Annotated in this window: 28 protein-coding genes; 10 read left to right on the top strand and 18 right to left on the bottom strand. The window is 48.7% G+C overall.

The genetic code is table 11. The features are described from left to right. The first annotated feature begins 48 nt into the window (after window positions 1-48). Window positions 49-1398: a P-loop NTPase fold protein gene (locus tag Q3H59_RS00525; protein ID WP_309832568.1), complete on the top strand. Its 1350-nt coding sequence runs from the start codon at window positions 49-51 to the stop codon at window positions 1396-1398. 37 nt (window positions 1399-1435) lie between these two features. On the opposite strand, the gene Q3H59_RS00520 is transcribed toward Q3H59_RS00525, so the two are convergent. From Q3H59_RS00520 to Q3H59_RS00480, 9 genes are all read right to left on the bottom strand, one after another. After that, window positions 1436-1768 carry a hypothetical protein gene (locus Q3H59_RS00520; RefSeq protein WP_309832566.1) on the bottom strand — a complete coding sequence of 111 codons (333 nt, stop codon included), beginning with the start codon at window positions 1766-1768 and terminating at the stop codon, window positions 1436-1438. A 316-nt stretch (window positions 1769-2084) separates the two neighbouring features. Further along, window positions 2085-3818, bottom strand: coding sequence for an LA2681 family HEPN domain-containing protein (locus Q3H59_RS00515; RefSeq protein ID WP_309832565.1), 1734 nt, complete (start codon window positions 3816-3818; stop codon window positions 2085-2087). Window positions 3819-3959: 141 nt separating this feature from the next. After that, window positions 3960-4430: a hypothetical protein gene (locus Q3H59_RS00510; RefSeq protein WP_309832563.1), complete on the bottom strand. Its 471-nt coding sequence runs from the start codon at window positions 4428-4430 to the stop codon at window positions 3960-3962. A gap of 3 nt (window positions 4431-4433) precedes the next feature. After that, the gene (locus tag Q3H59_RS00505) at window positions 4434-6899 is read right to left on the bottom strand and encodes a replication endonuclease (RefSeq protein WP_309832562.1); all 2466 of its coding nucleotides are present in this window, start codon (window positions 6897-6899) and stop codon (window positions 4434-4436) included. Then, a complete protein-coding gene (locus tag Q3H59_RS00500) occupies window positions 6896-7069 on the bottom strand; it encodes a hypothetical protein (protein ID WP_309832560.1) in 174 nt (57 codons plus the stop codon). The genes Q3H59_RS00505 and Q3H59_RS00500 overlap by 4 nt, the downstream gene beginning before the upstream one ends. Continuing rightward, window positions 7066-7884 (bottom strand): Dam family site-specific DNA-(adenine-N6)-methyltransferase, encoded by an 819-nt coding sequence (locus tag Q3H59_RS00495; RefSeq protein WP_309832559.1) that lies wholly within the window; start codon window positions 7882-7884, stop codon window positions 7066-7068. Before Q3H59_RS00495 ends, Q3H59_RS00500 begins: the two co-directional genes overlap by 4 nt. Then, window positions 7881-8117, bottom strand: a complete 237-nt coding sequence (locus tag Q3H59_RS00490) for a TraR/DksA family transcriptional regulator (RefSeq protein ID WP_309832557.1) — start codon at window positions 8115-8117, stop codon at window positions 7881-7883. Before Q3H59_RS00490 ends, Q3H59_RS00495 begins: the two co-directional genes overlap by 4 nt. After that, window positions 8117-8344 (bottom strand): DUF2732 family protein, encoded by a 228-nt coding sequence (locus Q3H59_RS00485; protein WP_309832555.1) that lies wholly within the window; start codon window positions 8342-8344, stop codon window positions 8117-8119. The genes Q3H59_RS00490 and Q3H59_RS00485 overlap by 1 nt, the downstream gene beginning before the upstream one ends. Before the next feature lie 75 nt (window positions 8345-8419). Further along, window positions 8420-8881 carry a hypothetical protein gene (locus Q3H59_RS00480; protein ID WP_309832554.1) on the bottom strand — a complete coding sequence of 154 codons (462 nt, stop codon included), beginning with the start codon at window positions 8879-8881 and terminating at the stop codon, window positions 8420-8422. Window positions 8882-9041: 160 nt separating this feature from the next. On the opposite strand from Q3H59_RS00480, the gene Q3H59_RS00475 reads away from it, so the two are divergent. Next, window positions 9042-9317 carry a hypothetical protein gene (locus Q3H59_RS00475; RefSeq protein ID WP_309832552.1) on the top strand — a complete coding sequence of 92 codons (276 nt, stop codon included), beginning with the start codon at window positions 9042-9044 and terminating at the stop codon, window positions 9315-9317. Window positions 9318-9483: 166 nt separating this feature from the next. On the opposite strand, the gene Q3H59_RS00470 is transcribed toward Q3H59_RS00475, so the two are convergent. The 3 genes from Q3H59_RS00470 to Q3H59_RS00460 form a co-directional block, all read right to left on the bottom strand. Next, on the bottom strand, window positions 9484-9744 hold the full coding sequence (locus Q3H59_RS00470) for a hypothetical protein (RefSeq protein ID WP_309832550.1): 261 nt from the start codon (window positions 9742-9744) through the stop codon (window positions 9484-9486). A 120-nt stretch (window positions 9745-9864) separates the two neighbouring features. After that, on the bottom strand, window positions 9865-10140 hold the full coding sequence (locus Q3H59_RS00465; RefSeq protein ID WP_309832548.1) for a hypothetical protein: 276 nt from the start codon (window positions 10138-10140) through the stop codon (window positions 9865-9867). Continuing rightward, a complete protein-coding gene (locus Q3H59_RS00460) occupies window positions 10141-10419 on the bottom strand; it encodes a Cox family DNA-binding protein (RefSeq protein ID WP_309832546.1) in 279 nt (92 codons plus the stop codon). It lies immediately after the preceding gene. A gap of 133 nt (window positions 10420-10552) precedes the next feature. Between Q3H59_RS00460 and Q3H59_RS00455 the strand changes: the two genes are divergently transcribed. The 3 genes from Q3H59_RS00455 (at window position 10553) to Q3H59_RS00445 (ending at window position 12289) form a co-directional block, all read left to right on the top strand. Continuing rightward, a complete protein-coding gene (locus Q3H59_RS00455) occupies window positions 10553-10843 on the top strand; it encodes a transcriptional regulator (RefSeq protein ID WP_309832543.1) in 291 nt (96 codons plus the stop codon). A 35-nt stretch (window positions 10844-10878) separates the two neighbouring features. Further along, window positions 10879-11151 (top strand): helix-turn-helix transcriptional regulator, encoded by a 273-nt coding sequence (locus Q3H59_RS00450; protein ID WP_309832541.1) that lies wholly within the window; start codon window positions 10879-10881, stop codon window positions 11149-11151. Window positions 11152-11257: 106 nt separating this feature from the next. Next, the gene (locus tag Q3H59_RS00445; protein WP_309832539.1) at window positions 11258-12289 is read left to right on the top strand and encodes a tyrosine-type recombinase/integrase; all 1032 of its coding nucleotides are present in this window, start codon (window positions 11258-11260) and stop codon (window positions 12287-12289) included. A 222-nt stretch (window positions 12290-12511) separates the two neighbouring features. Here the strand turns inward: Q3H59_RS00445 and cpxP are convergent, their stop codons facing one another. Next, on the bottom strand, window positions 12512-13024 hold the full coding sequence (cpxP, locus tag Q3H59_RS00440; protein WP_101760664.1) for a cell-envelope stress modulator CpxP: 513 nt from the start codon (window positions 13022-13024) through the stop codon (window positions 12512-12514). A gap of 150 nt (window positions 13025-13174) precedes the next feature. Here cpxP and cpxR point away from each other — a divergent pair, with 150 nt between their 5' ends. From cpxR to trmL, 3 genes are read left to right on the top strand one after another with little or no spacing between them, the layout of a single operon-like run. Further along, window positions 13175-13873: an envelope stress response regulator transcription factor CpxR gene (gene cpxR / locus Q3H59_RS00435; protein WP_007885339.1), complete on the top strand. Its 699-nt coding sequence runs from the start codon at window positions 13175-13177 to the stop codon at window positions 13871-13873. Continuing rightward, window positions 13870-15246, top strand: coding sequence for an envelope stress sensor histidine kinase CpxA (gene cpxA, locus Q3H59_RS00430; RefSeq protein ID WP_101760665.1), 1377 nt, complete (start codon window positions 13870-13872; stop codon window positions 15244-15246). Before cpxR ends, cpxA begins: the two co-directional genes overlap by 4 nt. A gap of 35 nt (window positions 15247-15281) precedes the next feature. Continuing rightward, a complete protein-coding gene (trmL, locus tag Q3H59_RS00425; RefSeq protein ID WP_309832534.1) occupies window positions 15282-15755 on the top strand; it encodes a tRNA (uridine(34)/cytosine(34)/5-carboxymethylaminomethyluridine(34)-2'-O)-methyltransferase TrmL in 474 nt (157 codons plus the stop codon). Here the strand turns inward: trmL and cysE are convergent. The 5 genes from cysE to Q3H59_RS00400 form a co-directional block, all read right to left on the bottom strand. Then, window positions 15752-16567, bottom strand: coding sequence for a serine O-acetyltransferase (gene cysE / locus Q3H59_RS00420; protein ID WP_007885334.1), 816 nt, complete (start codon window positions 16565-16567; stop codon window positions 15752-15754). The genes trmL and cysE overlap by 4 nt on opposite strands. 69 nt (window positions 16568-16636) lie before the next feature. After that, window positions 16637-17656, bottom strand: a complete 1020-nt coding sequence (gpsA, locus tag Q3H59_RS00415; protein ID WP_101760667.1) for an NAD(P)H-dependent glycerol-3-phosphate dehydrogenase — start codon at window positions 17654-17656, stop codon at window positions 16637-16639. Beyond that, window positions 17656-18120, bottom strand: a complete 465-nt coding sequence (gene secB / locus Q3H59_RS00410) for a protein-export chaperone SecB (protein ID WP_101760668.1) — start codon at window positions 18118-18120, stop codon at window positions 17656-17658. The genes gpsA and secB overlap by 1 nt, the downstream gene beginning before the upstream one ends. Window positions 18121-18160: 40 nt before the next feature. Then, window positions 18161-18415 carry a glutaredoxin 3 gene (gene grxC / locus Q3H59_RS00405; protein WP_224935005.1) on the bottom strand — a complete coding sequence of 85 codons (255 nt, stop codon included), beginning with the start codon at window positions 18413-18415 and terminating at the stop codon, window positions 18161-18163. Window positions 18416-18433: 18 nt separating this feature from the next. Then, a complete protein-coding gene (locus Q3H59_RS00400; protein WP_008109709.1) occupies window positions 18434-18865 on the bottom strand; it encodes a rhodanese-like domain-containing protein in 432 nt (143 codons plus the stop codon). 249 nt (window positions 18866-19114) lie between these two features. Here Q3H59_RS00400 and envC point away from each other — a divergent pair, with 249 nt between their 5' ends. Beyond that, entirely contained in the window at window positions 19115-20416 is a 1302-nt protein-coding gene (envC, locus tag Q3H59_RS00395) for a murein hydrolase activator EnvC (protein ID WP_137386767.1), read from the top strand. 3 nt (window positions 20417-20419) lie between these two features. Then, entirely contained in the window at window positions 20420-21316 is an 897-nt protein-coding gene (locus Q3H59_RS00390; RefSeq protein ID WP_309832526.1) for a divergent polysaccharide deacetylase family protein, read from the top strand.

Below are 21316 nucleotides of genomic sequence, written 5' to 3'. Positions count from 1 at the left end.
CGTTATTCTATTTTTTGCTAATTTTTACTTCAAAAAAGGACTTAGTATATGACCGAAAAACCAGACTTTAACCAGGGGTTTAACAATCAAAATGACACGTTTAGACGTCAACCGTTTTATGAGCAGGTTATGAGAGTCGTTAAAAATGCCCCTGAAGAAAATTTAGTTTTATCTCTGGATGATAATTGGGGTAATGGCAAGACTAGCTTTGTTAAAATGATGAAAGCAGAAATTGAGAAAGAAGAGCCTAGCCCTTACAACGTCATCTATTTTGATGCATTTGAAAATGATTACCAATCAGACCCATTTATATCTTTAACAGCTCAATTCTATTCATTGATAAAAAAGGACAAGGGAAAACTAAAGCCTTTCTTAAAAAGATTTGTGGATGCTTCCGTCAAGGTGGGCTCAAGCCTTTTAATAGGCAGTGTAAAGGCAGTCATAACTACAGCCAGTGCGAACTTTATAAATGGAGATAAAGCTGTAGATGCTGCAATAGGAGTTGCAAAAGAAACCGCAGAAGAAATGACCGATGAACTTGAATCGTTTATTCAGAAAAAAATCACATCTGCTGATGAAGAAAAATCCGACATTGAAGCATTTAAGAAATTACTATCTGAAATGCATATTGAGTCGAACAAGAAAACGATTTTCATTATTGACGAACTCGATAGGGCAAGACCCGATTACGCTTTAGACTTACTTGAAAAAGTAAAACATTTATTTTCTGTCAGCGGAGTTATTTTCCTTTTAGTGATGAATAGAAATCAGTTTGAGAAAAGCATTGAGCAACGCTATGGAAAAATCGATTCACGCACATATTTAAACAAATTCATTAACTACTGGTTAAACCTCCCTAAGAAAAGAGCATACGAGTACACACCTCATAATGGTTTGACTGAAACCACAATCAATGATCATCTGGTGCAGATAAACAAAAAAGGCGGCATGACTTCACGCAATGGTGTCCTGCTAAAGTCACTTAGTTATCTACTCGATATAAATGATTGTTCGCTCAGAGAAGCTGAAAGATGCTATGCATTATTACAGATAACAAGCGATCCAAGAATGATAAATGGTACAAGCGATGGATATCTCGCATCATTGGCGATAGTGCTGTTCCTCAAAGTATGGAGCCCAACTGTATTAAATGAATTTATTCAGAAGAAAATAACAATTGATGAGTTTTACGTAAAAACCGGACTAAGCATTCATTCAGAACACAAGCCAGTCGTTCACACCATATTACTAAATGCGATTGAATATCATTACCTGCCATTAGAAAACCTCTCTGATGAAAGCGTAAGAAAAAATTATAGACAATTCACCAATAGTGGCTATAACGAAACGCCCATGCATGATTTCTATCAACAACTACAAAACTTATCATTGCAATAAAATACCCCCGCTTAAGCGGGGGCGTCTATTATCTCTATCAATGCAGTTTTCTTGAGAAGCCATTTAGCTCATTAAAATTAGATTCTAAAAAAGCAGTTTTATTTAAATAGTCATTTGATGTAAAGAAGACTTCCTTATTTTTTTCATATCTTATTAAGACAGTATCTTTCTCATCAACACATTCACAAATCTGTGAAATAACGACAATATAAACATCACGCACCACACCTTTGAATACACAACTAATGCGAAGGTGATCACCAATTTCTGGTTTTACATACCCTTCATAGGTCAGGAACATTTCTGTTATCAGGCCCATACGTATACGTCCGAACGTGTCAGGACCATAATTCGTATCGTAGATTTTCATTGAAATTTTGCCGGGGGCGGATTGGACTCAGCTACGGTATAACGGTGAATCAAAAAATGTTCAACATTGCCTGCCTGTAAGCAAAGCCATTTAGGAATATTCCTGAAACTATAGTGCCACTCGCACTATTATGCGCCAGCCGTTCTCTTCCGCTTCCTCGCCCGACAGACTCGCTAATCGGCGCTACGGCGTGCGGTTTCATTTATGTAAATTACAGCATCATCCTTGATTAAGGCTAGCGTTGCATCGACCCGGGAAACCTACAACGAATAACGGAAATTAATATTTCAGTCACTGATTTCAACCCACAGAGGAATCATTTTAAAGGTACTACAGTCGGCATGACTAATCCGTCTGATTTTGGCTTACTTTGTTCTTCAAAATGAAGAGCTAATGATAGATATATTAATGAATTTCTTGCAAGCTTCATCAGGGTTAAAGTCCTTGATTCGAATTTGCTAACTGTTATTAATAATGAGTGTGAAGATAGTCTGTGTTGCTCATCTATCAGTGAATCAAGTTCTTTCTTCTTAATTTCTAATGCTGAATTAATGTTGACTAATTTTGCTAAATCAGTCAAATTATTTTCTTTTCTCAACTGCTTAATCTCATGATATAAATTCTTTAAATCTGTTATGCATTGCTCTTTTTCTATCATTAATTTATTTAACTGCGAAGAAATATATTCTTTATCCGATTGGGTAAATTTGCATCCAAAATCATCAATAATTTTCAATGAGCGATGTTCTAAAGCATTTCTTATTTCAGAAAATGATTTTGCCTCAGGATCAAGCCAACGTGCTGTGGGAGTTGCATCATCAACATCTCTAATATCCTTTAATATGTAAAATAGGGCATGAATGAAAGGGTTTTTACTCATTTTCAACCGAGGGTGTGGCACCCATCCTTTTTTCTTTGTGTCCCTAAATATTGCATCAAAGTTAATCTTTTTGTCATCCTTAATGTCATTGAGATTCAAGAACCTATGAAGAAAATATGATATTTTATCAAATAAAGAATACAGCGTTTTAAAAGCACTTTTATAATGACTTGATTTTAGGTTTGTCAATGAATGTGACATATCGTCAACGTGAGGATATGTGTCGTTAAAGAAATGATTTGAATCATTTGGGATGTTAAGTGCACTGTAAAAAAGGTAACGAGAGTAACAATAATCGTTTTTTAACTCATCAAAGTTTCCGTGATACATCAACATTTCGTGCATTGACAATGATTGATTTAGCTTATAACTGAAATTAGGAAGAGAAATAATATCCTGATAAGCAACCTCAGAACTAAGCACGTCATTTAAGTCATTTATAAATAATCTTTTTTCTCCACACCATGCAAGATAGTGCTTCTGCTTTCTTGTCTCAAATTCGTAGCTTTGTGCTTCAAATTCAATAAAAGATGATTCTGAAAACTCACCTTCAAACCAAATCTTGAACTTCATCAGTTCACCATCTTCATGAAAAGCAACTTGCTGCTCATTATATAAATATTTTCTATATTCTAATCCCTTAGATATTAATTTGTAAGCTACATATAGGTGATATTCTTTATGCCCTGGATCATATAACATTTTTGCTAAATATAATTCGTTTTGTGCTTTACAGATCATCGCAATTGGGTTGTTCCTACCTATAGCCTTATCCCATAATGGTATACAACAGAGTGCTCGCCCTTGAGCGCTTAGAGAATTCGCAAGGTTTGTCTCAATGCAGCTTTTTAAATATAAAGTCTCATGATCATGAAACGTCAATTTCTTTATGGCAATTAAAGATTTCCTGAAAAAAATAGTAGCCTTGCTGAGGTCGTCAGAATACCACTCCATTTCTCTGTGTTGATAAAGACACTGAAAACAGTTCCCAATAACATACAAAAACTGCGCCTCATCTATCATGTCCGCGAAGATATAACGTGCATCAGTTAATTGCTTCGCGTACTTCTCCAATTGAAGACGATCATTTTCTAAAATTAACTTATCAGCCTTTAAAGATATCTTCTCTAACGCGTCTTTATTTAATTGAGTACTTTCATTATCGTTCATGCGTTACCCATTAATGTTATAATGCTTATGGAACTTAAAAACCATAAGTTAATTACCTGCATTTAAATATTAATTTGCCTTCCATCTTTATCATCTTACGTACTTATCGTTGATTAGGACCTGTCTAACATCACTTTCAAGTTATGTTATAACTTTTCTTTGCTGCAAAACTTCCCAAAAAATCGATACTAATTCCTCCTGACAGATAGCTATTGGTTCGCCATTATCATAATGCCCAATTAGTTCAAAAATTCGTTCAGATGACACTCTCTCGGCGCTTTCCTTCAGGAGAGTGGGTTGTGACACTACTGCGCTGTCTAATTGATTCTCATTGTGCCATTTTCTCTCTGCTAACGTTATTAAACGCTGCCACTCCGCGTAGCGCTCAGTTATCTTTTCGCCGGCAAAGGACTCTGTTTCATCGATATAATTCTGACTTGATTTCCGATCCATAGGAATTAAGGAGTCCACCCCCTTACACTTGCAACATACCCGATCTGCGAAGTGGAATTTCTCCATGTAATCCAATTCATTACCACATTTACGACAACGTTTAATTTTGTTGCTAATGAAGTAATCTGACTCCTGTTCTCTCCGCTCTTTATCGAACATAACTCACCCCTGAACAATCCTACCGAATAATCTTTTCCATTCTGACAAATCAACCCGCTTAAGCATCATCGCATAATTTCCGACAGGGTCATGCCTGATACTTGTACTATCGATATTATGCTGGGACTTCATATGCTGCCATATACCAGCAACTATGATGCCAGCGCTATCATCATCACGCTGTCTCAATTCACAACCTTGAGTCGCACTGACAATTTTGCCATCTATTCTCATTTCTTCCCCAGACAGTAATAGCTTAAGCTGGCTTTTACTCAACTCTAAACCAATTGAATTAGCAAAATCACCCAGCTGCTGAACCTTTGGATCAACTTCCTGGGTTATTGGTGCAGCACGGCGTTCCTTGCAGGCATTTCTCTCTTCACGCACCTCTGAAAGTAACCGACGATTAAGCTCTCGCCGCTCTTTCCGACTCAATTTGGCAAAATTGATTGCCACTACTTCGCTAACAGGTGCCTTTACCAACATATTTTGACAACCTGAACTATGAATAATCACCCTTGAAATAGGCGATTTATCTTCCTGTACCGGCTCCCGCGTACAGTTATTGACAGAACTCCGAGGGGCGGCGATGCCGCCTGAAATGTCAAAAGCCTCATCCGAGTCGGTCTTTTGTTTGGGCACGATTTTGTAATCAGTGGTGCGGGTGTAAATGGTTGAATTAAGGGAAAACGGAGAGTAAACGCCGCTGATACGGCTGACGGTGTCTCCATAGTCATTACCGTTTTCTGTCATTTCATAGCTGAGACGCACGCGAAGGAGATCACGCGGAACTAATGGTCCACCCTGCGCCTGCGTATATCCAAACCAGTCATATCCGCCCGCAGCTTCCTGAGCAGGTTTTATCTCCGGATGCAGAACAAGATCCCGATCACGCAAACGGCCAAGCTCACGATAAACTGTCACCGGAGCACCGCCGATCTGCTGAAATTGACGGATACGCCAGCGCGAAGCCCAGGCACACACGCGCTTCGCCATATCCTTCAACTCTTCGCCGGTTTCGTCATCCTTTTCACCATCAAGTGCATAGCCATCGATATTTTTGGATATGTATTTAGCGATGTATCCAGTTGCAGAACCAAACTCTTCGTCCATAGGCTTAACTTTAAAACGTGCTTCTGCCGCCCCTTTTTCGTGACCATCAACCTTGAGTGCATATTTACGGAAAATGGCGCGAGCCTGCTCAATACGTTCGGGCATGAAAAACAGCAGCAGGTGCCAGTGAGGCGTAGCATCGTGATGAGGCTCAGTGACCCTAAAGCCAAAAGTGCGAATACCTTTACGAGCCCATGCAGCGCGAACCTTTGACCATACTTTGCAAAGATAGCGCTGAGTTTCGCGCGGATTAGCAGACTGATATTTATTGTTGCGCTTACCGCTTACTTGCATTGCGTGATATCTGGAGGGTGCAGTCAGCGTGTAGAAATCACCAACCATGCCCTGAGCTTTTGCCAAATCCTCAAAACCGCGCATTCTGACCATCAGCTCAGCGCGACGTACAGCAGGATTAGCAACGCTACCGTCTACCTTATCAGCCAGTGATGTACGCTCCCCCGTAGCCTGATCCTCCAACTCCATGGCATTCAGGAATTCACGATTCGCGCGTTTTTGGGCTACCCACTCGTTGAGCACCTGCTCACTGCAATATGGCGCCGCTTTCTTATGCACATAACCTGACGCGATCATCAAATGCTCACGCCACTGGTCATGTAACTTGCGCAGGCGGCGCATCCACCATGATGATGATTCAATACGCGCGGCGGCTGATAATGCCTCTTCTGCGGTTAGCTCTTCGGCGCAGTAACGCTGCCAGCCTGGCGCAGTCATTTTCAAATGAGAGATCAGCCAGGCCGCACGACCGTAACCGGACAATATAGAAAATTCGGCATCACCGTGTTTTTCCATTTGCAGGTTGGTTTCATTTATCAGCTCGTTAGTTAATTTATCGGCCAGCAGATATGAGAGTTTTTTCAGCTCTCGCTTTCCCGCCCAAGGAATACGGTAAAAATCACTGCGGAACTCAATAAGCGCAGGGGGCATTTCGCCGTCAGGCTGATACTGCTGGTTAACGGCATCAACACGAGGAAGAACAAATCGGCCAAACGAGCTTTTAAGCCAATGAGCCGCTTTTTTCTTACCCTGTTTTTCTTCGATCTCAGTGAGCTTTTGCGCATAAAAGCGCCGAATATATTGCGGAAGCGCTTGCAGGCGACGTCGTAAAACACGTTCTTCCTGATCGCGCTCAGGGCGCTGACCGAAAAGGTCAAAAAGCTCAACCGATCGTGACTTACCATCATGCCGATAACGAATTACACCCGGAGTTCGGTCAACGGCAAAATCTTCAGAATCTCTGGATGCATTCCATGCATAAGCCCCGGCAGGCTCTGGCGCTTTGCCGGGGTATGGAGGTGGCGGTGTTGGGGCAATTCTGCCGCGATTTATTTCTGTCATACCGCGATGACATCACCCGGCTTGACGCTACGAGCCTGCTCTTCGGTGTCTCTGATTAGTTCAGTTTTGGTCAAACATCCGTAAGCATTGGCCTCAACTTCAACCAACCAGAAATGACGATATGGTCTGACATCAATAATTCTGGTTATCACTGCGTCAACGAGATTCATGCTGCCACCTCGCCCGACTTAGCAGGGCGGCTAACCGCAATTATTTCATTGGCCTTTTTACCTGTGCCAGCTGCGACACCGATACTGCGAGGGGCAGTAATGCTGTGACGTTCAAAATCGCCATAAAGGCTCTGGATCAGAGACGTATCGCTATTTGAAGCAACAACTGGCACGCCAGCTGTCGCCAACTCATTCAGCTTCTGCGCCAACTGGCGCTGCTGAATTTCGGCAAATGTGTTGGTGTGATATTGGGTGAACGTGCCGTCATAGGGGGGATCGCAATAAACAACATCACCAGCTTTGACCTGTGCCAGCGTTTCGGTGAAATCGGCGCAAATGAACGTTGCGCGCTTTGCCTTAATTGCAAACGCCTGTATTTCCTCATTCGGGAAATAAGGCTTAGCCGTCTTCTCATACGGTGCGTTAAAACCACCGTTCTGGTTAAAACGGCAAAGCCCGCGGTAAGCGTGGCGAGTCAGATACAGGAAGTATGCAGCGCGATGAATCAGAGTCATGCCGGCGTCATCATTAAATGACTTGCGGATACTGTAATAACTCTCTTCATCGGCGTTCTGAGCAAATACGCTGGCGGCCAATGCGGTGAGCGGCTTTTCAAACTCCTGAATCTGGCGATACAGATTGATGAGATCAGGATTGATATCAGCAACGAGGTAGGCCGGATAATCAGTATTCATCATCACTGCACACGATCCCGCGAACGGCTCAATCAGGCGGTTACCAGCTGGCAGGTGCTTATTCAGCTCGCCCATCACTTTGGCCTTGCTGCCAGGCCATTTCAGAATGGTTTTGTTCATAGGCGGCCACCCTGACGCACACCGGTGACTTTCGCGCGGTGCTCAATTACTTCCTGACAGGTTGCGCAAGTAGATACGCCCAACACCGCACGGCGACGAGCTTCGGGAATGGGCTCACCGCATGATTCGCAGAATGAGCTACTTACAGCGGTAACTTTCGACCTTGCTGCAGAAATCTGATGCGCTAGCATTTCTGCGGCGTGCTCTTGGGCGATATCGATAATGTCTGGCATCACAAAGCCCCTACCGCTTGTGCTTCATACTTTGCGGCTTCTTTCATCAGAAGCTCGGAAGTAGCAGCGGGGCTGAGTTGGTTTTTAACGATGATGATCGCCAACGCATTGAGGCGGATTGAAACGGAGTAGGCCTTATCCTGCTGGCCCTCCTGATTGGCTTGGGAAAGCATGGAGATCATGACGTTTTCACAGTTCGTCACTTTCGCCCGAGGTATTGATTGCATGTAGTCACCTTTTTTCAGGTTGCACGAAGCCCGGCGAGTAATTCGCCTAATTAAAAAAATGAGTGGTTATTTAATTCAGAAGCCGAGAACGTTCAGATGTATATCCGGCGGTTCAGCTACGTTGGTAACACAGGAAATCGGCGCCTCTTCAGGCTCTTCTCCTTCGCTGCCGTCATGCTCCGTAAGCCTTGCGGCACCTTCTTCACCGGGTCGGCTATATGGAATCTTGTCGGACAATTCTTTCAGGGATTTCATGCCGGAAATAAGGGTTAACTTTTCCTGCTCTGAAAACTGGCTGTATTCAAATGCAATCTGGTTATGTCCCAGCTTCGCCATTTTCCCCGGCCATATTTCCGCTTTAGCATTTCCAAGCACAAACACTGCCTTTTTCTCTGGTGCTGACAATTTATTAAAAGCTCGCTCTAGAGGCGTTCCCGCGCATTTCTCAACTCTCGTTTTATGAAACTTGCGGAGGTATGGGGCAGCTATCGCGGCATAAGGGTTTACCGCCCCTTCTCCATTTTCGATATAAGCCATACTCACCTCACTGAGACTTATCAGGCGCACCGCTCGCAAGCGATGCCTCGGATAAACACCGGCTTTTTAACCATGCCCGGCTCATGGCGTGTTATCTTCGTTTCGCTCGCTTTAATGCCTGACCGCACGGCGAACTAACGAATCAACACAAGGAATTCAAATGGATCAGAACATTCAAAAGTTATTCGACTACATATCCGCTGTGAATGAAGCGGGTGAATCATGCAGACACGATGTTTATGCCTTGTCCGTTTTTACTGTCGCCGTTTTTTCAGTCCTAGAACCAAAGCAGAAACAGAAAATCATCGAAACTCTTCACGCTCAGCTAAATTCTTATCGTCAGGGCTCAGATGAATATCAGAAGACTGAAGCGAAAACTCAGTCAGCCTTGCTAAATATCCTTCGTGCAATTGGCGCTGAACCAAAATCTCAGTAATTTTTTTATTAACTTTCCTCTCTAAATCCGATTTAGCCATGCCATTAGCATGGCTCCTTCCTCTAATTCTCTGATTGAGAACGTTTCGATTCATACAATTACCTCTTATCAGCCGCATCACTCGCAAATGATGCCCCTGATAAGCCCGGCGCACCGCGCCGGATTATTACGCAATGGCCGGCAGTGGAATTTCACCTCGGCTGCACTGAGCAACAACCTGTTCCAGCTCATCAGCAGATTCCGCATCACCCGAGGCGTTTGCGACAGTCACAAGACCTTCCAAACCGATACTCAGGCGGAAAGCGTGATCAGCGATGGAATTCTCACGCACTTGTGGCGCAACGGCGGTGGCAGCTTTGAGCACCATCACTTTGTTGTGGTAAGAGTTGAGAAGGTTGTTTTTTAATACCTGGTATTCATTACGCATTTGCTTTGATTCCCTTTTTGCTTGCCTTGTAACGCTTTGCCCGTTGTCGCCGGCAGATGTCCTGAATGATCAGCTGCACCGACTCAATTAATCCCCACGCCAGAATTGTGAGGTATACCGCTAGTTGCCACTCTTCGGCTCTGAACAATTCGTCACCTCGCCAACCACTACCGAAACCCCGAGGCGTTCACACCAGACCTCATGATCATGATGCAGGCCATCAATGGTGCGTATCGCTTCAGCCTGGGCGAACTCTTGCCCGTAATACATTCCGTCCTTTGTCACCTGATAACGATGGTTTTTATTAACCGCGCTGCGAGGCAAACGCTGAATTGTGAAACCGCGATACAGGCTGACGTGCTTGTTTACTTCAACTACCTGATGCGCCGCTGACATTTACAGGCCCAGCCATAGCAACCAAGCATCGCGTTGTTCTACCGGTCGGGAGTAATATGCATCGCGCATAGCACGATTAAATTCAGGCAGATACACCATTTTTTCACCAGCTCGGCCGGTAGGGTTTTCCGGGTTACGCCATTCAATCAGCGGCAGCTTATTGTTCTCAGCCATCGCCTTAATTGCGCTGGCCGGCTTCCCGATCATCTCGCCAAACTTCTGGTACGTAACTGCGTCAGCGAGGCTTTTGACCTCCAAACCATCACTCATCGTGCTCATGTGATAATCTCCTGTTTTCGGTTCCAACTGCTTCTAACTGCTTCCTACGGCTTATATCGGCGGTTGGCTTTTAATGTAACTTCGTGGTCTCAAACTTGAGCCCATGCAGGATAATAGGATCAAGTTTGATACCATGTCAACGAACTACGGAAAAAAATTAAGACTAATCCGAGTTGAAGAAGGCCTGACTCAGATGCAAATGCGTGACTTAACTGGCATTAGCTTGGGTTCAATAAAAGGCTATGAAGGGGGGCGAGAAGTTGGGCTTAGCGTTATAGAGAGAGTTGTGGCGCATCCTCAGTTTCAAAAATACACGCTCTGGCTAATGACTGGTGAAACAGCGATACGTGCTGGACAAGTTGCCCCAAAAGGTGCTGAAGATTTAAACGACGAGGGCGATAACGCCGATGCTGCTAATCAGTAGCCTCGTTAATAAATCCAGTACTTTTGGGAGTTCAAATGACACAGGATTATGGAAATAAAATACGCGCCATCAGGATGGCTGAAGGGATCACACAAACCGCGATGGCTAAAGAATGTAGCCTCGCCTTAAGCAGCCTGAGGAATATTGAATCGGGCGGTGATGGTGTCGATCTAAAGACGATTGAAAGAATTGTTAGCACAGCAAGATTTGAGAAGTACACGTTATGGATGATGCTCGGTAAAACCACTGAAGCAGCCGGCCAGATATCGCCGGCTCTCTCACACAGTGGGCCAGAAAAAACAGAGTAACGCCAATTAACAGGCTGGGATGGTTAGCTGTACATTCCGCCTGGCTGCTGAGCCATACAGGCCCGGCAAATGACGAAGCAACACCATATATCAGGAGGGCTCAGCCATGAGCATTAAACCAACTGATGATGGTCAATGGATGGTGGACATCCGCCCTACCGGCAAAGCAGGAAAGCGATACCGGAAGAAATTCAGCAGGAAATCAGACGCGAAGGCGTATGAACTTTGGGTAATTAGCAAGGCCAGCGAGCCGGAGGAATGGTCTAAACATCCTTCAGACCGCCGGCGTATCTCTGAGCTACTGGCGAATTGGTGGGAAGTACATGGGATCACGCTGAAGAATGGAAAAATTGAGCGGATGCACCTGCTCAAAACCATCGCGCATATTGGCGATATGCCGGCTAACGCGCTCAGCAAAAAGAACCTGCTTCAGCTGAGAACGTCCAGGCTGGCAGCTGGAATTTCGCCAGCCACGATTAACCGTGATGTTTATCGCCTTTCCGGCATGTTTACGACATTGATTAAGCTCGGTGAGTATCGCCAGCCTAATCCTGTGCAGAAGCTTCCCCCGCTAAAACAGGCAGACCCAGAAGTCATATTTCTGATGCCGGATCAGATCACCGCACTGCTGGCCGTGCTGGAAGGGGATGAAAGAAAGGTTGCGCTGGTTTGCCTGAGCACTGGCGCGAGATGGAGTGAAGCGGCAGAACTGGATGCAATGCGCGTGCGGATGGGACGCATCCACTTTTTCGCCACGAAGAACGGCAAAAACAGGGTGATCCCGATTTCTGATGAGCTGGAGAAACTTATCGGCTCGCGTAAAAGCGGCAAGCTGTTCAAAGTGGATTACGAGAGTTTCAGGGAAAAGTTGAGAACCGCCGTGCCGGAATTACCGCGCGGTCAAGCAACACACGTTCTCAGGCACACGTTCGCGAGTCATTTTATGATGAACGGCGGAAACATCATCACCCTGCGTGACATCCTCGGACATGCGAAAATTGAGCAGACGATGATTTACGCCCACTTTGCGCCAGACTTCCTCCAGCACGCTGTGACGCTCAATCCGCTGCGCGGAGGACTAGAGGCGATTGAGATAGGAAAAAGCCGTCAGGAAGCCGCTGAGCCGGCCATAAGTTGAGATGCGCGGGTTATTAACGAAAGCGTGTCCACCTTGTGTCCACCAGTGACCACAATGCGACCCTTTTCCAGTTGCTTTGAACTGGTTCCTGTTGGTTGATAACTCAAACTAACTGACTGTTTTAGCGTGGTTTTGTTGGTAAGTTATTGATAAAAAAAACCCCCGCATCATGCGGGGGAAGACAGGGATGGTGTCTATGGCAAGGAAAACAGGGATACTATGTTACTGGTTACTGCTGGTACTACTCACTGCTTGCAGCGGTGATGATGGCTGCAATCCTGAGAGCCGACGAACTTCAGCTAATCGTCGCTCATAATTTTTCTGCAATGTCGCTTGCTGTGCAGGCGTTAGCAGGTGATACATCTGATTACGAACCCGAGCCATCTCGACTTGCTGTTCTACCGCTGCGCGGGCTTGTTTCTCTGCCTGCTGTCGGATAGCCGATTCGTTAAATTTGTCTGCAATGACAAGGTCATGCATAGTTTCTATATCTTGAACGCTGATGGTTGGGCGTTCGTGTCGCGCTTGCTGCATCAGGTCTCGCATCTGTTGCCGCTGTTGTTCAGTCAGCTCAATGCCATCGAACATGTAGCTTTGCGGATTTTGCGTCATACTGCCTGTCGTCAATCCGCTGTTCGGATGCATCTCGTCAATCGTCGTCGTGTCTGCTGCTTCGGCGCTGGCGTGACTGAGAACCATCGCTGAGGCAATGACGACGGCGGTTAAGTAGCGCATCGTTAACTCCCAGTTCGTTCCGTTTTGCGATTCAACGAGAGCCAGTGTACGGCGGTGGCTGCAAACATCCGTCAGGGGGTGTAAAAGTACGTAAAGCGTTGGATTGCAAGTCAAGGAACACGGTATTTTGCCTGCGGAGGGCAATAAAAAATGAATAAAATCCTGTTGGTTGATGACGACCGCGAATTAACTTCGCTGCTTAAAGAACTGCTTGAGATGGAAGGTTTTGAAGTCATTGTGGCAAGCGATGGTGAGCAGGCGCTTAACCTGCTAGACAACACCGTGGACTTGCTATTGCTTGATGTGATGATGCCGAAGAAGAATGGTATCGACACTTTGAAAGAACTACGCCAACAGCACCAAACTCCGGTCATTATGCTGACTGCACGTGGCAGCGAACTGGACCGCGTTCTGGGCCTTGAACTGGGTGCAGATGACTATCTGCCTAAACCGTTTAACGATCGTGAACTGGTAGCACGTATTCGTGCCATTCTGCGCCGTTCAAACTGGAGCGAGCAGCAACAGCAGCACGATAACAGCTCACCCACGCTGGAAGTCGACTGCCTGCGCCTGAATCCGGGTCGTCAGGAGGCCAGCTTCGACAGCGAAACTTTGGACCTCACCGGCACCGAGTTCACCCTGCTCTATTTGCTGGCACAGCATCTGGGTCAGGTAGTATCGCGTGAGCACCTTAGTCAGGAAGTGTTGGGCAAACGTCTGACACCGTTTGACCGCGCTATCGATATGCACATTTCTAACCTGCGTCGTAAATTGCCGGAACGTCGTGATGGTCATCCGTGGTTTAAAACCCTACGCGGACGCGGCTATCTGATGGTTTCGGCATCATGATTGGAAGTTTAACCACCCGCATCTTCGCCATCTTCTGGCTCACGCTAGCGTTGGTGTTGATGCTGGTTCTCATGGTGCCTAAACTCGATTCGCGCCAGATGACCGCGTTACTGGAAAGCGAGCAACGTCAGGGCACCATGATTGAACAGCACGTTGAAGCGGAGCTGTCTCAGGATCCACCCAACGACTTAATGTGGTGGCGTCGCCTGTTCCGCTCCATCGACAAATGGGCGCCGCCTGGTCAGCGTTTGTTATTGGTGACCAGCGAAGGCCGGGTGATTGGCGCGCAGCACAATGAAATGCAGATCATCCGCAACTTTATTGGGCAGTCGGATAACGCCGACCACCCACAAAAGAAAAAGTATGGCCGCGTGGAGATGGTTGGACCTTTCGCGGTCCGCGATGGCGAAGACAACTATCAGCTCTACCTGATTCGTCCTGCCACCAGCTCGCAGCTCGATTTCGTTAATCTGCTGTTTGACCGCCCGCTACTGCTGCTGATTGTCACGATGCTGATCAGCTCGCCGCTGCTGCTGTGGCTGGCGTGGAGCCTGGCGCGCCCCGCGCGCAAACTTAAATATGCGGCGGATGAAGTGGCAAGCGGCAATTTGCGCCAGCATCCGGAACTGGAATCGGGGCCGCAAGAGTTTCTGGCTGCGGGTTCCAGTTTCAACCAAATGGTGAGCGCGCTCGAACGCATGATGACGGCGCAACAGCGTCTGCTATCCGATATCAGCCATGAATTGCGTACGCCGTTAACTCGCTTGCAGCTGGCAACCGCGCTCCTGCGTCGCCGTAACGGTGAAGGCAAAGAGCTGCAGCGCATTGAAACGGAAGCGCAGCGTCTGGATGGCATGATTAACGATCTGCTGGTGCTGTCGCGAACGCAGCACAATAACGCGCTGGTTAGCGAAGCGATGAAGGCCAATCAGCTTTGGAATGGCGTGCTGGAAGATGCCAAATTTGAAGCCGAGCAGATGGGCAAACTGATGGAAGTGCCCTATCCGCCTGGCCCGTGGCCGCTGTACGGTAATCCCCATGCGTTGGAGAGTGCGCTGGAAAATATCGTGCGTAATGCGCTGCGCTATTCGAATTCGCACATCAGCGTCAGCTTCTCGGTGGATATTGCGGGCATCACCATTCATGTCGATGATGATGGTCCAGGAGTCAGCCCAGAAGATCGCGAGCAGATTTTCCGTCCGTTCTACCGCACCGATGAGGCGCGCGATCGTGAGTCAGGCGGCACCGGATTGGGCCTGGCGATTGTCGAAACCGCCATCCAGCAGCATCGCGGCTGGGTTAAAGCGGATGACAGCCCGCTCGGCGGTTTACGCCTCACGCTGTGGCTGCCGCTGTACTCCGCCCGTCAATAATTTGTTATGCTTCGGCCCTCGTTTCTGGGGGCCTTATGCTAAACATTGTCTTATTTGAACCTGAAATTCCGCCAAATACCGGCAACATCATTCGCTTGTGCGCAAATACCGGTTTCCAGTTACACCTGATTGAACCGCTGGGCTTTGCCTGGGATGACAAGCGCCTGCGCCGCGCCGGGCTGGATTACCACGAATATACCGCCTTGAAAAAACACGCCAATTGCGCAGAATTTCTGGCAACAGAAACGCCACAGCGCATGTTCGCCCTCACCACCAAAGGAACGCCTGCGCACAGCGCGGTGAGCTATCAGAAGGGTGATTATTTGGTGTTTGGTCCGGAGAGTCGCGGTTTACCCGCAGAAATTCTCAACGCGCTACCCGCTGAGCAGAAAATCCGCATTCCGATGATGGCGGAGAGCCGCAGCATGAACCTGTCTAATGCAGTATCAGTGGTGGTGTATGAAGCGTGGCGCCAACTCGATTATGCTGGCGCACTGATCAAAGGCTAGATGCCGTCGCCGTACTCAAAGCCTGCGCCGTTGAAGTGCTGATCCATATCCATCGACGGTTTATCGCTGGTCGGTTTACCGACAATGCGCGCTGGTACGCCGGCCGCCGTGGTATGCGGCGGTACAGGCTGCAGGACAACCGAACCGGCTCCGATTTTTGCGCCGCGCCCCACTTCAATGTTGCCCAGAATCTTGGCGCCGGCGCCAATCATCACACCTTCACGGATCTTCGGATGGCGATCGCCGCTGGTTTTACCAGTACCGCCGAGCGTCACCGATTGCAGAATTGAAACATCATTTTCAATGATTGCCGTTTCGCCGATGACAATGCCGGTAGCATGATCAAGCATGATGCCGCGACCAATGCGTGCCGCCGGGTGAATATCCACGGCAAATGAGACGGAGATTTCGTTCTGCAGATAGACAGCCAGCGCGCGGCGGCCCTCTTTCCACAGCCAATGGCCGATGCGATAAGCCTGCAAGGCGTGGAAACCTTTGAGGTAAAGCAGCGGCGTAGAGTATTTATCAACGGCGGGATCGCGCTGGCGTACAGCCTGAATATCGTAGGCCGCAGAGACAATCATCTCCGGGTCTTCACGATAGGCTTCTTCCACGATTTCGCGAATAGCGATAGCGGGCATGATCGGGTTCGCCAGCTTGTTAGCGAGCATGTAACTGAGCGCGCTGCCGAGGTTTTCGTGTTTGAGCAGTGTCGCATGGTAAAAGCTGGCCAGCATCGGTTCACAGTCGGCCAGGGCTCTGGCTTCGGCTTTGATATGGTTCCAGACCAGTTCTAACTCTTCAGACGACATTGCTGTTTGCTCCCGATAAAAAAAGCGCCTGATGGGGCGCTACAGGTGGTGACGCTGGCGCATCCTGCTTTAGCTTTGGCTGTTTTCGTCCTTCCTTGCACGGCCAAGTAAGGTCAATGCTGCCTCTCGCGCTGATTTTCCGCAATAGAGCACCTGATAAATCTGCTCGGTAATCGGCATTTCTACGCCGACGCGCGCGGCCAATGCTTTGACTTCTTTGGTGTTTCTGTAGCCTTCTACAACTTGTCCGATAATGCGTTGCGCCTCGTCTACGCTCTCGCCTTGCCCCAGCATCATGCCGAAACGACGGTTGCGCGACTGATTATCGGTACAGGTCAGCACCAGATCGCCTAAACCGGCCATGCCCATAAAGGTGGTGGCATCGGCGCCCAGCGCTGCGCCAAGACGGCTCATTTCCGTCAGGCCGCGAGTGATCAAGGCGGTACGCGCGTTGGCACCAAAGCCAATGCCGTCAGAAATCCCCGCACCAATCGCAATCACGTTCTTCACCGCGCCGCCTAACTGCACGCCGATGAAATCCTGATTATTGTAGACGCGGAAACTTTTGCCGCAGTGCAGCTTCTGCTGCAGGTCTTCAGCGAACTCCGCATCGGTGGATGCCAGTGCGATGGCCGTTGGCATGCCGGCTGCCAGCTCTTTGGCAAAGGTGGGTCCGGAAATCACCGCGAGTGGAATCGCATCGCCGAGGATTTCACGCGCCACATCCTGCAGCAACCGGCCGGTCTCTTTTTCCAGCCCCTTAGTCGCCCAGACAATCCGCGAATCGGCACGCAAATGCGGCTTAAGCTGCGTCAGCACGTCGCCAAATACATGGCTCGGCACGACGACCAGCAGATCGCGACTGGCGTTAACCACGGTTGCCAGATCGGCTTCAGGAACGAGATTATCAGGGAAAGGGACATCGGGCAGGAAAGCAGCATTGCAGCGGTCAGCTTGCAGCTGCGCCACGCTTTGAGGATTGTGGCCCCAGAGCAGAACCGGATGGCCGTTGCGGGCCAGCGTGATGGCCAATGCGGTGCCGTACGAGCCGGCACCGATGACGCTAATTGAAGCGTTGAGTGTAGTCATCAGGCATCCTGATGTGGCGCTTCGCCTTCACCTTGCTGCTGCAGATAGTTCATGAACAGCGCATCGAAGTTCACTGGCGCCAGGTTGAGCTGCGGGAAAGTACCACGAGACACAAGGCTGGTTACGCATTCGCGTGCATACGGGAACAGAATGTTCGGGCAGTACGCGCCGAGGCAATGCGCCATCTGCGTGCCTTCGATACCGCTAATGGTGAAAATGCCCGCCTGCTGTACTTCACACAGGAATGCGGTTTCTTCGCCAACGGTTGCCGTTACGGTAACGCGCAGAACGACTTCAAAAACGCCATCAGCTAACTGAGAAGAGGCGGTGTCCAGATCCAGCTTCACTTCCGGTTCCCACTCTTTCTGGAAAACCTGCGGTGCGTTTGGCGCTTCGTAAGAAACATCTTTGGTGTAAACACGTTGAATCTGGAACTGCATTTCGCTGCTGCTTTGCTCTGACATGTGACTAAATCCTGTGAGTTAAAATTGTCTGACCGAAAAGTTATGCCTGGAGTAAAGGATCAAGTCCCTGACGCCCATCCAGCGCGTAAAGATCGTCACAGCCGCCAATGTGCTGCGCATCAATAAAAATCTGTGGCACCGTAGTGCGGCCGCTGCGTTGAATCATCTCTTCACGTTTCGCCGTGTTCCCGTCAATGGGAATCTCCTGGAACGACACGCCTTTCTGATCCAACAACGCCTTTGCACGGTGGCAATAAGGACAAGTGACTTTGGTGTAGATCTCTACATTCGCCATACGGTTACCTCTGAGAAGTTATTTACCGCGCACCAGTGGCAGATTTTCACCACTCCAGCCGCTCACGCCATCTTTCAGAACGGAGACTTTTTCAAAACCCGCTGCGCTCAATTTCGCTGCAGATTCACCCGCACTTTGACCGGTCGCGCAAACTACAATTATGTGCTGTGACTTGTGCTTTTCCAGCTCGCCAAAGCTCTCTTTTTTGATGTCTGCTGCCGCTACGTTGATAGCCCCAGAAATGTGTCCTTTGCGGTAATCGTCACGTGAACGCACGTCTACCACCACCGCGTCCTCTTTGTTAATCAGGTGGGTAGCTTCACCACGGCTGATAGTTTTTACTTTAGAGAACATACCTTTAACGGTGGTCACAATCACGAGAACGAGTAAAGCGACCCATGCCAGACTGAGGATGGGGTGATTGCTTGCAAACTGCATAATTTCTTGCATGAGGGGTAACGACTCCAAACCGGGCTGATAAGCTAAAACAAGGGTTCTGAGTATACCTGCGCCACTTCGCATGTACAGTCGCTAAGGGGACAGAGTTACGATTTGTGCGTCATTTTCCAAAAAAAGTGTTCTAATCCCAAAATTAAGACAAAGTTTATGCCGGTAAGCTCGGCACAGACATTTTTAGTAAAGTAAAACCCGGCCGGGCTAACTGGTAAGCGGCTGTTCATCGTGGAATAATTATCGACTATGAAGGGAAAAGCGACCGTTACACACACAAGGACCCGTTACAACGGCACTGCGCTTCCGTTGTCATTTCGCTGGTCCGAAATCTCCCTGAGTCTGCTTCTGGCGGGCACATTATTACTTCCTGCCGCTGCACGCAGTGCGGATGACAGTAAAACGCAGTTGAAGTCCATTCAGCAGGACATTGCCGAGAAAGAAAAGAGCGTTAAAGCGCAGAAAGTGCAGCGCAGTAAGTTGTTGGATCAGCTGCAAAGCCAGGAAAAAGTGATTGCGCAGGCCAGCCGTCAGCTGCGCGAAACGCGTAACAGCCTCAGCACGCTTGAGGGTGAAATCGCGCAGGTCACCTCTTCTATCTCGCGGCTGGAAAAGCAGCAAGCACAGCAGGAAAAACTGCTGGCACAACAGCTTGATGCCGCCTTCCGTCAGGGACAGCATAATGGTCTGCAGTTGCTGCTCGGAGGCGAAGAAGCCCAGCGCAGTGAGCGCATTCTTGCCTATTTCGGCTATCTCAACGCCGCACGCCAGAAAAACATCGACGATCTCAAACAAACCCAGCAGCAATTAGCGGAACAGCGTCAATCATTGCAGGGCAAACAGGAGCAGCAAAAATCGTTGTTGGCCCAGCAGCAGACGCAGCAAAGCAAGCTGGAAGTCGCCAGCGCGGCGCGTAAGAAAACGCTCACCATACTGGAAAGCTCGCTGGAGAAAGATCAGGCGGACCTGGTTGAAATGCGTGAGAACGAAAGCCGCCTGCAAAGCAAAATCGCTAAGGCAGAGCGTGAAGCACGCGAACGTGCGGAACGCGAAGCGCGCGAGGCGGAAAAAGTGCGTCAGCGTCAGGCGCAGGCGAAAGCCAAAGGATCAAGTTATCAGCCAACGCAGAGTGAGCGCGAGCTGATGGCGCGTACCGGCGGATTAGGCAAGCCCGGCGGGCAAGCGGTTTGGCCGGTACGGGGACGTATTGAACATCGCTTCGGTGAATCGATGCAGGGCGAATTGCGCTGGAAAGGTCTGGTCGTCGATGCGCCAGAAGGTACCGAAGTGAAAGCCATCGCTGATGGACGCGTATTGATGGCCGACTGGCTGCAAGGCTATGGTCTGGTTGTCGTTCTGGAACACGGTAAAGGTGATATGAGCCTTTATGGCTACAACCAAAGCGCACTGGTGAGCGTGGGTGCTCAGGTGAAGGCAGGACAGCCTATCGCCCTTGTGGGCACCAGCGGCGGCCGCGGCACGCCTTCGCTCTACTTTGAAATCCGACGCCAGGGACAGGCCGTCAATCCACTACCGTGGTTAGGAAGATAAGTTTTGTTTCAACCCTCTAAGCTCTCGGCCGCCCTATGCGGCCTGTTTCTGTCACTTTCCGCCCATGCGGGAAAACTCTCCATCGTGATCGATGACTTTGGTTATCGGCCAAAAGAAGAGAATAAAGTGCTGCAGATGCCCACCGCGATTTCCGTTGCGGTCCTGCCGAATGCGCCCCATGCGCGTGAGATGGCCACCAAAGCGCATCAGGGTGGTCGCGAAGTGCTGATCCACCTGCCGATGGCACCGCTTAGCAAACAGCCGCTGGAGAAAGACACGCTGACGCCCGAGATGAGCAGCACGGAAATCGAGCGGATTATTCGAGAAGCCAGCGGCAAAGTGCCTTTTGCGGTTGGCCTGAATAACCATATGGGCAGCAAAATGACCTCCAGCCTGCCCGGCATGCAGAAAGTGATGCAGGTGCTCAATCACTACAACTATTACTTTCTCGATAGCATGACGATTGGCAATAGTCAGTCGATCCCAGCCGCGCAAGGTACCAACGTTAAAGTCCTGAAACGCCGCGTGTTCCTTGATGATAGTCAGGATGAGGCTTCAATCCGCGCGCAGTTTACCCGCGCGGTGAAACTTGCGCAGCGCGATGGTTATGCCATTGCGATTGGTCATCCGCATCCGACGACGGTGCGCGTCTTGCAGCAGATGCTGCCGACATTGCCAGCCGATATCACGCTAGTGCGGCCAAGCCAGTTGCTGAATGAGCCGCTGCATCAGGGTACGACTCCGCCGCCATCCAAAACCCAGCCGCCACGCTTCCGTGCGCCAGGCGTGTGTAAGCCGGGCAAACCGTTGCCGCCCGTGCCGCAGCACTATGCCGTTGAGTTGATCAGTGAAAGCATTGCGCAAAGCCCATTGTTCAAGCATTTAGAGTCTTTGTTCTAA

Source organism: Pantoea sp. SORGH_AS_0659 (assembly GCF_031453915.1).
Taxonomy (GTDB): domain Bacteria; phylum Pseudomonadota; class Gammaproteobacteria; order Enterobacterales; family Enterobacteriaceae; genus Pantoea; species Pantoea leporis.
This window is presented reverse-complemented; position numbering and strand designations above follow the sequence as displayed.

Bases quoted from the DNA above. Each gene is read 5' to 3' on its own strand.
- Q3H59_RS00525 (WP_309832568.1), top strand. From the start codon at position 49: ATGACCGAAAAACCAGACTTTAACCAGGGGTTTAACAATCAAAATGAC.
- Q3H59_RS00520 (WP_309832566.1), bottom strand. From the start codon at position 1,768: ATGAAAATCTACGATACGAATTATGGTCCTGACACGTTCGGACGTATA.
- Q3H59_RS00515 (WP_309832565.1), bottom strand. From the start codon at position 3,818: ATGAACGATAATGAAAGTACTCAATTAAATAAAGACGCGTTAGAGAAG.
- Q3H59_RS00510 (WP_309832563.1), bottom strand. From the start codon at position 4,430: ATGTTCGATAAAGAGCGGAGAGAACAGGAGTCAGATTACTTCATTAGC.
- Q3H59_RS00505 (WP_309832562.1), bottom strand. From the start codon at position 6,899: ATGACAGAAATAAATCGCGGCAGAATTGCCCCAACACCGCCACCTCCA.
- Q3H59_RS00500 (WP_309832560.1), bottom strand. From the start codon at position 7,069: ATGAATCTCGTTGACGCAGTGATAACCAGAATTATTGATGTCAGACCA.
- Q3H59_RS00495 (WP_309832559.1), bottom strand. From the start codon at position 7,884: ATGAACAAAACCATTCTGAAATGGCCTGGCAGCAAGGCCAAAGTGATG.
- Q3H59_RS00490 (WP_309832557.1), bottom strand. From the start codon at position 8,117: ATGCCAGACATTATCGATATCGCCCAAGAGCACGCCGCAGAAATGCTA.
- Q3H59_RS00485 (WP_309832555.1), bottom strand. From the start codon at position 8,344: ATGCAATCAATACCTCGGGCGAAAGTGACGAACTGTGAAAACGTCATG.
- Q3H59_RS00480 (WP_309832554.1), bottom strand. From the start codon at position 8,881: ATGGCTTATATCGAAAATGGAGAAGGGGCGGTAAACCCTTATGCCGCG.
- Q3H59_RS00475 (WP_309832552.1), top strand. From the start codon at position 9,042: ATGGATCAGAACATTCAAAAGTTATTCGACTACATATCCGCTGTGAAT.
- Q3H59_RS00470 (WP_309832550.1), bottom strand. From the start codon at position 9,744: ATGCGTAATGAATACCAGGTATTAAAAAACAACCTTCTCAACTCTTAC.
- Q3H59_RS00465 (WP_309832548.1), bottom strand. From the start codon at position 10,140: ATGTCAGCGGCGCATCAGGTAGTTGAAGTAAACAAGCACGTCAGCCTG.
- Q3H59_RS00460 (WP_309832546.1), bottom strand. From the start codon at position 10,419: ATGAGCACGATGAGTGATGGTTTGGAGGTCAAAAGCCTCGCTGACGCA.
- Q3H59_RS00455 (WP_309832543.1), top strand. From the start codon at position 10,553: ATGTCAACGAACTACGGAAAAAAATTAAGACTAATCCGAGTTGAAGAA.
- Q3H59_RS00450 (WP_309832541.1), top strand. From the start codon at position 10,879: ATGACACAGGATTATGGAAATAAAATACGCGCCATCAGGATGGCTGAA.
- Q3H59_RS00445 (WP_309832539.1), top strand. From the start codon at position 11,258: ATGAGCATTAAACCAACTGATGATGGTCAATGGATGGTGGACATCCGC.
- cpxP (WP_101760664.1), bottom strand. From the start codon at position 13,024: ATGCGCTACTTAACCGCCGTCGTCATTGCCTCAGCGATGGTTCTCAGT.
- cpxR (WP_007885339.1), top strand. From the start codon at position 13,175: ATGAATAAAATCCTGTTGGTTGATGACGACCGCGAATTAACTTCGCTG.
- cpxA (WP_101760665.1), top strand. From the start codon at position 13,870: ATGATTGGAAGTTTAACCACCCGCATCTTCGCCATCTTCTGGCTCACG.
- trmL (WP_309832534.1), top strand. From the start codon at position 15,282: ATGCTAAACATTGTCTTATTTGAACCTGAAATTCCGCCAAATACCGGC.
- cysE (WP_007885334.1), bottom strand. From the start codon at position 16,567: ATGTCGTCTGAAGAGTTAGAACTGGTCTGGAACCATATCAAAGCCGAA.
- gpsA (WP_101760667.1), bottom strand. From the start codon at position 17,656: ATGACTACACTCAACGCTTCAATTAGCGTCATCGGTGCCGGCTCGTAC.
- secB (WP_101760668.1), bottom strand. From the start codon at position 18,120: ATGTCAGAGCAAAGCAGCAGCGAAATGCAGTTCCAGATTCAACGTGTT.
- grxC (WP_224935005.1), bottom strand. From the start codon at position 18,415: ATGGCGAATGTAGAGATCTACACCAAAGTCACTTGTCCTTATTGCCAC.
- Q3H59_RS00400 (WP_008109709.1), bottom strand. From the start codon at position 18,865: ATGCAAGAAATTATGCAGTTTGCAAGCAATCACCCCATCCTCAGTCTG.
- envC (WP_137386767.1), top strand. From the start codon at position 19,115: ATGAAGGGAAAAGCGACCGTTACACACACAAGGACCCGTTACAACGGC.